The organism is Aliiglaciecola sp. CAU 1673 (genome assembly GCF_029223185.1).
GTDB lineage: Bacteria > Pseudomonadota > Gammaproteobacteria > Enterobacterales > Alteromonadaceae > Bowmanella.
This window is the reverse complement of the sequence record NZ_JARHUG010000021.1, coordinates 60616-67978: the sequence shown is the minus strand read 5'-3', so window position 1 is coordinate 67978 and position 7363 is coordinate 60616. Positions and strand designations below refer to the sequence as shown.

Here is a 7363-nt window from a genome sequence, read left to right as displayed (position 1 = left end):
CGCAGGGCTTCTGCTTTAAACTCTTCGCCGTGGCGTTTACGGGATCTGGATTCTTTTGTCATGCTTCACCTCGATTGCGATTCTATCGCTTAACGAGGTGTCCAGTCTTGTTGGTATGGATCAGTAGCTGTCTCGCTGCACCAGCCAACGGGATACAGGCAAAGCAATAGGCTTAAACCATACCACATAGGCATACTGCAATGCCGAGCTGAATTGAAGCCCTACCAATAACACGAACAGTTCAATGCCTACCGCATCGATCATTAGCGCCATGGCCATGGTTTCGGGTTTCAGCATCAGGTATACAACCAACACCAATGTTCCGTATTTGAGTAGTTTTTGTTTCATTTCTCTTTTTCTGTTGCTGGTTATCGAGGCAATGATTGCAGACTATACATAAAAAGGAAGCCTCGAGATCAATTGAGAAATTACCAAAGGGTTGTTTTTCAGGTCTGTGTATGCGCTATGATGACGTACTGTCCAGGCATAACCTTTATTGGTTCCGGAAAGCCCTTCCCTAAAACACGCCTCCCGTCACTATTTTTCCCATCAACATTTGCAAACCCAGAGTTGACCACTTTTTTGAAGTGCTCATAGGAGGCCCAAACAACAGTATTAACATATTTAATCGAATTGTCGTCGTCTCGGCTTATTGATTTATAAAAAGTAGAACTAATAAAGCCCTCTTGCTGACAAAAATAGTTAACATAATCATCTCTTACACGTTCAGCAACATCCTCCATTCCCTTAGGAACCGAAATCGTATTGATAACACTAACCTGATTCATTCTTTATCTCCTTGAACTTGTATATTCCACAAAAAATCTCTCGGACATCCGCCAGTCAATCCATATTTTATATCTTTTAAGATGATATGAAACGTTCGGAAAATAGAAAACAACCAGGCAATGGTCATTAAAAAATACATGTAGCTTGCCGATTCGAGCATTATCTTTCAGTTACTGCATTTTTAATTTACGAGATGATCTAAAAAACTTTTACGATTACGCTAATATTTTTTGTAAGGCTTCGATACGCGCTTTCGCTTCTTCAGATCCATAAGCTTGAGCAGGATGTTTTCCCCACACCGGTGCTGGCCAGGCAGGATCGTTTTCATAGCGGGCGATATGGTGGATATGCAGCTGCGGCACCATATTTCCCAGCGCAGCCATATTGAGCTTGTGTGGTGAGAATAAACTCATCAATGCGTGGCTTAGCTGCGCCGATTCCAACCATAGCTGGCTTTGTTGCTCGTTACTGAGCTCAATAATTTCCCGAATGCCCTCTACTTTTGGTACCAAAATGGTCCAGGGGTACTGGCTGTCATTCATCAAAAGCACTTTACAAAGGGGTAAATCGATGACTTCAAAGCAATCTTTTTGCAGTTGAGGATGAAGTTGAAACATGGTTCACTACCTATTAGCCTGAGTTATGCGCATCATCCCATAAGGCGCCTCTGAATTGAAAAAATTGCGATACCTCCCCGTCATCCAGATTTGTTTACTGGCCTTGGTGTTGTTTGGCCCGCATGCCAATGGCCAGGCACTAGTAAAACTACGAATGATCACCGAACTGTCGCCACCGGCGCAAACCGTTGAGGCGGGTGTTGTTGGTGGCAACACCACGGAAAAGGTGCGTAAAGCTCTAAATTTAGCAGGACTACACGCCGAGTTTGAGGTTTATCCTTGGGCAAGAGCCTTTGATTTAGTACAACGCACACCCAATAGTTTCTTATATGCCACAGCCCGCACGCCCAAGCGGGAAACGCTTTTTCATTGGATTGGTCCGGTGGGGCAGTATCAGTTGGGGTTACTCAAACTCAGCAGCAATTCACGAGTGCAATTGGATAATCTTGAAGATGCCCTGCCCTATACTATCGCCATCCAACGCGAGGATTTTGCAGCGGAGTTACTCAGAGCCAATGGGTTTAAAGACGATGTACAACTGATAATCACTGCCGATATCCGTCAATCCTGGGAGCTACTGGTCAAAGGCAAGGTGGATATGGTGGTCGATGATCCCAGTGCCAGCAAAAATATGCTGGATAGTTTCAATCTCAAAGACAAAGATGTGCAATTTGCTCTGATGCTGCCTCAATTGGCACAAACCACTTACCTGGCTGCTAACTTAGAGACCGACCCACAGATAGTACAAAAGCTAAGAGATGCCCTGGCCAGGGTCAATAACCAGGGCTGAGAGACTAGATCTTGGTAGGCACCACCGTTAACAGTGCCCGTTGACCAATGGCCACCTTGGCGTTGGGAAAGACAATGGCCTCTCCCGCCTTTTCCACTTTATACGTTGCCCCAGATTCTTCGGCAAGCACATAGCCCACAGGATAATCGGTGAAATTAGGCGCATCATCAGGAAAATTCAGGCGAAAATCCTCTTTTGTGCGATTTACCACCTGATTAACAGTGAAGATATTAAAGTCTTCATCACGGTAAGGTGGTAGTTCAAGTCTCTCCTCAGTCACCAATTTGGTCAGGGTGTCTTTAGCCTCGGCAAACTGGCGCATATCGTTTTCACCAAAAGGTTTTACCTTGCCCAGTTCCACGGTAAAGGCATCGGCGCCAAAGCGATAAGAAGAAAAATAGCTGAAAGTCGTGGTCGCGCTTTGCGACAACAATATGGTGTTGACCCCGCAAGCCAGCAGCAAGCTCAGCTGTTCCTTGCTGTGAGGTTTGCCATGCAAGAAGGGATAGACTGCAAACTTGTCATTTTTAGAAGCACGGATGGCGGTGTGTAAGTCATAGTGGCAACGATAATGCTGGCCTTGCGCTTCACCGGCTTCAAAAAACTCAGCTACCGCCTCTTCCAGCAATTTGGCCCGGGAGCGTTCGGCATTGTGGATCCCGTCTTTACTATGAGCGCCACTAAACAGGCGATTCATATTCTCTTCGACAAATCGCTCCCCGATATTCATGGCTGCCAGGTTGCCAAATAAAAACAACACGCGATGTTTGGCGGTGCGCTTACCGGTCAGAAGTGCCTGCAGCAACTCGTCACAAATTTCAATGGGTGCGGTTTCATTACCATGCACACCACATGAGAGCACAATGTTTTTGCCCTTCGGAGAAGCCGGCTCCAGCACCACTATACCGGGGGCAGTGATGGACACCTTGGTGCCATTATCGAGAGAAAATTGCAGTGGTTTGTCGAAGACTTCTGGTTGAAAACGGCTTAATTGTAAAAAGTCACCGTTTTCCATAAGACGTTGAATTAGCATAGATTCACACCTTGTGAGATTTCCCGCTATTGTATCAAGTTGACGCCAGCGAGACGAATTAACCGACCCGGTTATTGAAGGCCTGCGAGCCGCCTACAATAAGATCTTCGTTGCATAGTTCCATCAATGTCTCGATCGGCACCGCTTTGGAAAACAGAAAACCCTGCCCTGCTTCAATGCCGATTTCACGCAGAATATGCAGATGTGCCAGGGTTTCGATGCCCTCTGCAATCACCCGGCAGTTAATGGCCTTGGCAATCAACTGTGAGCCTTCGATAATGGCGCGATTTACCGGATTACTGTCTAATCCCATCACAAAGGTTTTATCGATTTTGAGGGTATCCAATTCGATATCCCGTAGGTAAGCCAGGTTGGAGTATCCTTTGCCAAAGTCATCTACTGCCACCGACATGCCCAAAGCTTTGATCTCTGCTAACTGGCGTTTGACCAATATAGAGTTGGACAAGGCTACGTCTTCGGTTAACTCCAGCTCAATCTTAGTCAGATCGATACCGTATGAATCAGCCAAGGACCTTACCTTTTGCACAAAGTGCGAGTCGTAAAGCTGGGTGGGAGAAATGTTCATGGATAATTGCAGATCAATCCCGCTGGCCTGCAAGTGCAGCGCACTGCTAAAGGCCTTCTCTAGCACCCAATAACCGAGCTCATTCATCATGTTGTAGGACTCGGCAGCTTCAATAAAACTGCCGGGCACTATGATGCCATCCAATGGGTGATTCCAGCGCAACAAGCACTCGGCGCCAATAATGCGCATGCTTTGAAGGTCAACCTTGGGCTGAAAATAAAGGGTCAGCTCATCGTTGGCAAAAGCACGCTTCAAATCGGCTTTTAGGGCCAGGGAGCGGCTGGAATCCAGCTTTTCTCTGAGAGGCAAGATATGGAAATTCTGATACTTGCTTTCTTTAGCCTGCTTCAGAGCGGCTTCGGCAACCGAGAAAAGCTTGCTGGTGTCCTGATTGCTGACGATGTTAGCCACCGCGCCCACATTGAAATCCGCCATAAAAGCATATTCATCGATGCAAATGGGGGTTTTGAAGTGCTCAACCAGGTGCTGGTAAAAATCGGTGAGTTGCGTCTCTGAGTGGCTACCGGGGATCACCAGACCGAACATATCGCCACTGATGCGACCCAATAATGAGGTACTGCCGAAGAGGTTCTTGATGCGACTGGCTATCTCCACCAGTATGCGGTCACCGGCAGCATAGCCAATGCTGCTGCTCACATCCGAGAAGCGCACCACATCGATCATCAATAATGATAAATTGGGATCCCGCCGCACACATTGATCGATTGCGTCCCAAAACGCATAGCGGTTAGGAATGGTCGACAAGGACCGATAGATGACACTCATGAAGTACAACAACACCTCTTCCAAGCTGGGTGAATTTTATCCTGTTTGCCCTCATAAAAAAAAGCCCAATCGTAAAATTGAGCTTTTTTAATAACTTACTGACCTACAAACTCTTACTCAACGGTGCAGGCATTGAGTTTCCAGATACGCTCAACATAATCCTTAATAGAACGATCGGAGCTGAATTTACCCATTCTGGCAGTATTAAGTATGGCTTTTCTGGCCCAGCCCGCTTTATCCCGATAGGCTAAATCAGCCTTTTTTTGTGCCTCTGAATAGGACTCAAAATCAGCCAGCACCAGATAGGGGTCGCCACCATCGAGTAAACTTTGCTTTACGGGAGCCAGTTCACCCGGCTTACCTGGTGTGAAATAGTCGGTTTCCAGCCAGTCCAGCACCGCTTTGATTTCGCGATTACCGTAGTAATAGTCATAAGGGTTATAGCCCTTTTGCTTCAGAGCCATGACTTCATCTACGGTCAAACCAAAGATAAAGATATTGTCATCGCCCACTTCCTCAGCAATCTCAATATTGGCGCCATCCAGGGTACCCACTGTCAGCGCACCATTTAACGCCAACTTCATATTGCCTGTGCCCGAAGCCTCCTTACCAGCAGTGGAGATCTGCTCTGAAATATCGGCAGCAGGGATCATTTTCTCGGCCAGACTCACCCGGTAATTGGGCAGGAATACCACTTTCAGTTTGTGGTTTACGCGCTTGTCGTTGTTAACCTTATCCGCCACTTTGTTGATGGCATAGATAATGTTTTTGGCCAGTTTATAGCCAGGCGCCGCCTTGGCAGCAAACAAGAAAGCACGAGGTTGCATGTCGTAATCGGGGTTTTCCAGCAAACGCCGGTACAGGGCCAGAATATGCAATAAATTCAGATGCTGACGCTTATATTCATGCAAGCGTTTTATCTGAATATCAAAAATCATCTCTGGATGCAGTTCAACGCCGGTCAGCTGCAACACCTCTTCACACAACGCCACTTTGTTGTTGTGCTTGATTAACATAAACTCCTGCTGGAACACCTTATCGTCGGCAAAATCACCCAGCGCCTGCAGTTTGTCCAAATGCAAAGGCCAATCCTCGCCCAGCTTGGTGCTGATAAGATCGGATAAGGCCGGATTACAAGCTTTGAGCCAACGTCTTGGCGTGATGCCATTGGTGACATTTTTAAACTTTGTCGGCCACATCTGATCAAACTCAGGGAACAGGTTCTGCTTGACCAGTTTGGAGTGGATTTCTGCCACGCCATTGACCGCAAAAGAGCCAATGACCGACAGATTGCCCATGCGCACCATCTTCTCACCACCTTCTTCGATGATCGACAGCTTACGCTTGATGGCGTCATTTCCCGGCCAGTATTTCTCCACCTGCAACATAAAGCGGTGGTTAATCTCGTAAATAATTTCAAGGTGCCGTGGCAAAATCTTCTCAAACATTCGGGCCGGCCATTTTTCCAACGCTTCAGGCAGTAAGGTGTGGTTGGTGTAGGCAAATGTATTGGTACAGATGGCCCAGGCCTTATCCCAGTCCATCAGCGCCCGGTCCACTAAAATACGCATCAACTCAGGAATAGCGATGGCCGGATGGGTATCATTTAGCTGGATCACCACCTGATTGGTAAAGCGGCTCCAATCATCACCATGAGCACGTTTGTAGCGACGAATAATGTCTTTGAGCGAGCAGGCACAGAAGAAGTATTGCTGGATCAGACGAAGCTCTTTACCCGCCTCGGTCTCATCGTTGGGATAAAGTACCTTGGAGATGGTTTCCGCCTGCACATTTTCACGCTGGGCATCCACGTAACCACCGGCGTTAAACACGTCCCAGTTAAAATAACCAGAGGCTTTACTTTCCCACAATCGCAATACGTTCACGGTTTTGCCACCATAGCCCACCACCGGAATATCCCAGGGCAAGCCTTTGACGATATAACCTGGGTGCCATTCCTTATGCATCTGCCCGTTTTCGCCGTATTTGGTCTCTACGTAGCCATATAAGGGGATTTCCTGAATGGACTCGGGACGGCAAATCTCCCAGGGGTTACCGTAGTCTCGCCAACTGTCAGGACGCTCAATCTGCGCGCCATTTTGGATTTCCTGACGGAAAAGCCCGTGCTCGTAATGTAAGCCATAGCCCACGGCCGGCATATCCAGGGTCGCCAGAGAGTCAATAAAGCAGGCAGCCAGCCGGCCCAAGCCACCATTGCCCAGCGCCATATCAGGCTCTTCTTCCATGATGTCGGTGAGATTTACACCCAGCTCCAACAGCGCTTGATGGGTCACCTCAAATAGCCCCAGATTGTGCAAATTATTGGACATCAGGCGGCCCATCAGAAACTCTGCAGAGAAATAATGCACCGCACGGGTATCATTCAAATAGTGGGTTTTTTGCGTCATACGCAAACGTTCCAGCACCTGCTCTTGCACCGCAGCGCAGGCCGCTTTCCACCAGGCATGATTATTGGCTTTGTTTTCGTCAGTGCCCAGGGTGCAGTGTAAATGACGTACAATGGCTTGTTTGATGTCCTGCTTGGACAGAGCGCTTAACTGGGATGCGGTATTCACACTGCCGCTACGCTGTGGTTTTTTACTCATTATGTACCCTCCGCTTTCGTGGCTGCAGACGCAAGTATTGTCGTAATGAAGGAATCTGCCAGGCCTTACCGGTTGAAGGTGCCCGCGAGAAGATATTCCTTGTCTTGCCTCTGTTAAGGGCCGGCGAAAAAACCAGCACCTTTTGTAATAAAATTA

The 7363-nt window shown here is 47.7% G+C and carries 7 protein-coding genes; 1 reads left to right on the top strand and 6 read right to left on the bottom strand.

The window, feature by feature from the left end; translation table 11 throughout:
- Positions 1-120: 120 nt before the first annotated feature.
- The 3 genes from P2G88_RS17385 to P2G88_RS17375 all read right to left on the bottom strand — a co-directional run bounded on the left by P2G88_RS17385 (position 121) and on the right by P2G88_RS17375 (position 1406).
- Positions 121-348 carry a hypothetical protein gene (locus P2G88_RS17385; protein WP_275798308.1) on the bottom strand — a complete coding sequence of 76 codons (228 nt, stop codon included), beginning with the start codon at positions 346-348 and terminating at the stop codon, positions 121-123.
- Positions 349-446: 98 nt separating this feature from the next.
- On the bottom strand, positions 447-788 hold the full coding sequence (locus tag P2G88_RS17380; protein WP_275798307.1) for an antibiotic biosynthesis monooxygenase: 342 nt from the start codon (positions 786-788) through the stop codon (positions 447-449).
- Positions 789-1004: 216 nt separating this feature from the next.
- Positions 1005-1406, bottom strand: coding sequence for an HIT family protein (locus tag P2G88_RS17375; protein WP_275798306.1), 402 nt, complete (start codon positions 1404-1406; stop codon positions 1005-1007).
- A 55-nt stretch (positions 1407-1461) separates the two neighbouring features.
- On the opposite strand from P2G88_RS17375, the gene P2G88_RS17370 reads away from it, so the two are divergent.
- Entirely contained in the window at positions 1462-2196 is a 735-nt protein-coding gene (locus P2G88_RS17370) for a transporter substrate-binding domain-containing protein (protein ID WP_275798305.1), read from the top strand.
- Positions 2197-2200: 4 nt separating this feature from the next.
- Here P2G88_RS17370 and astE read toward each other — a convergent pair whose 3' ends face one another.
- The 3 genes from astE to P2G88_RS17355 all read right to left on the bottom strand — a co-directional run bounded on the left by astE (position 2201) and on the right by P2G88_RS17355 (position 7207).
- Positions 2201-3223: a succinylglutamate desuccinylase gene (gene astE, locus P2G88_RS17365; RefSeq protein ID WP_275798316.1), complete on the bottom strand. Its 1023-nt coding sequence runs from the start codon at positions 3221-3223 to the stop codon at positions 2201-2203.
- Positions 3224-3287: 64 nt separating this feature from the next.
- Positions 3288-4601 (bottom strand): bifunctional diguanylate cyclase/phosphodiesterase, encoded by a 1314-nt coding sequence (locus P2G88_RS17360; RefSeq protein WP_275798304.1) that lies wholly within the window; start codon positions 4599-4601, stop codon positions 3288-3290.
- Positions 4602-4714: 113 nt separating this feature from the next.
- Positions 4715-7207: a glycogen/starch/alpha-glucan phosphorylase gene (locus P2G88_RS17355; RefSeq protein ID WP_275798303.1), complete on the bottom strand. Its 2493-nt coding sequence runs from the start codon at positions 7205-7207 to the stop codon at positions 4715-4717.
- Between the last annotated feature and the right edge of the window lie 156 nt (positions 7208-7363).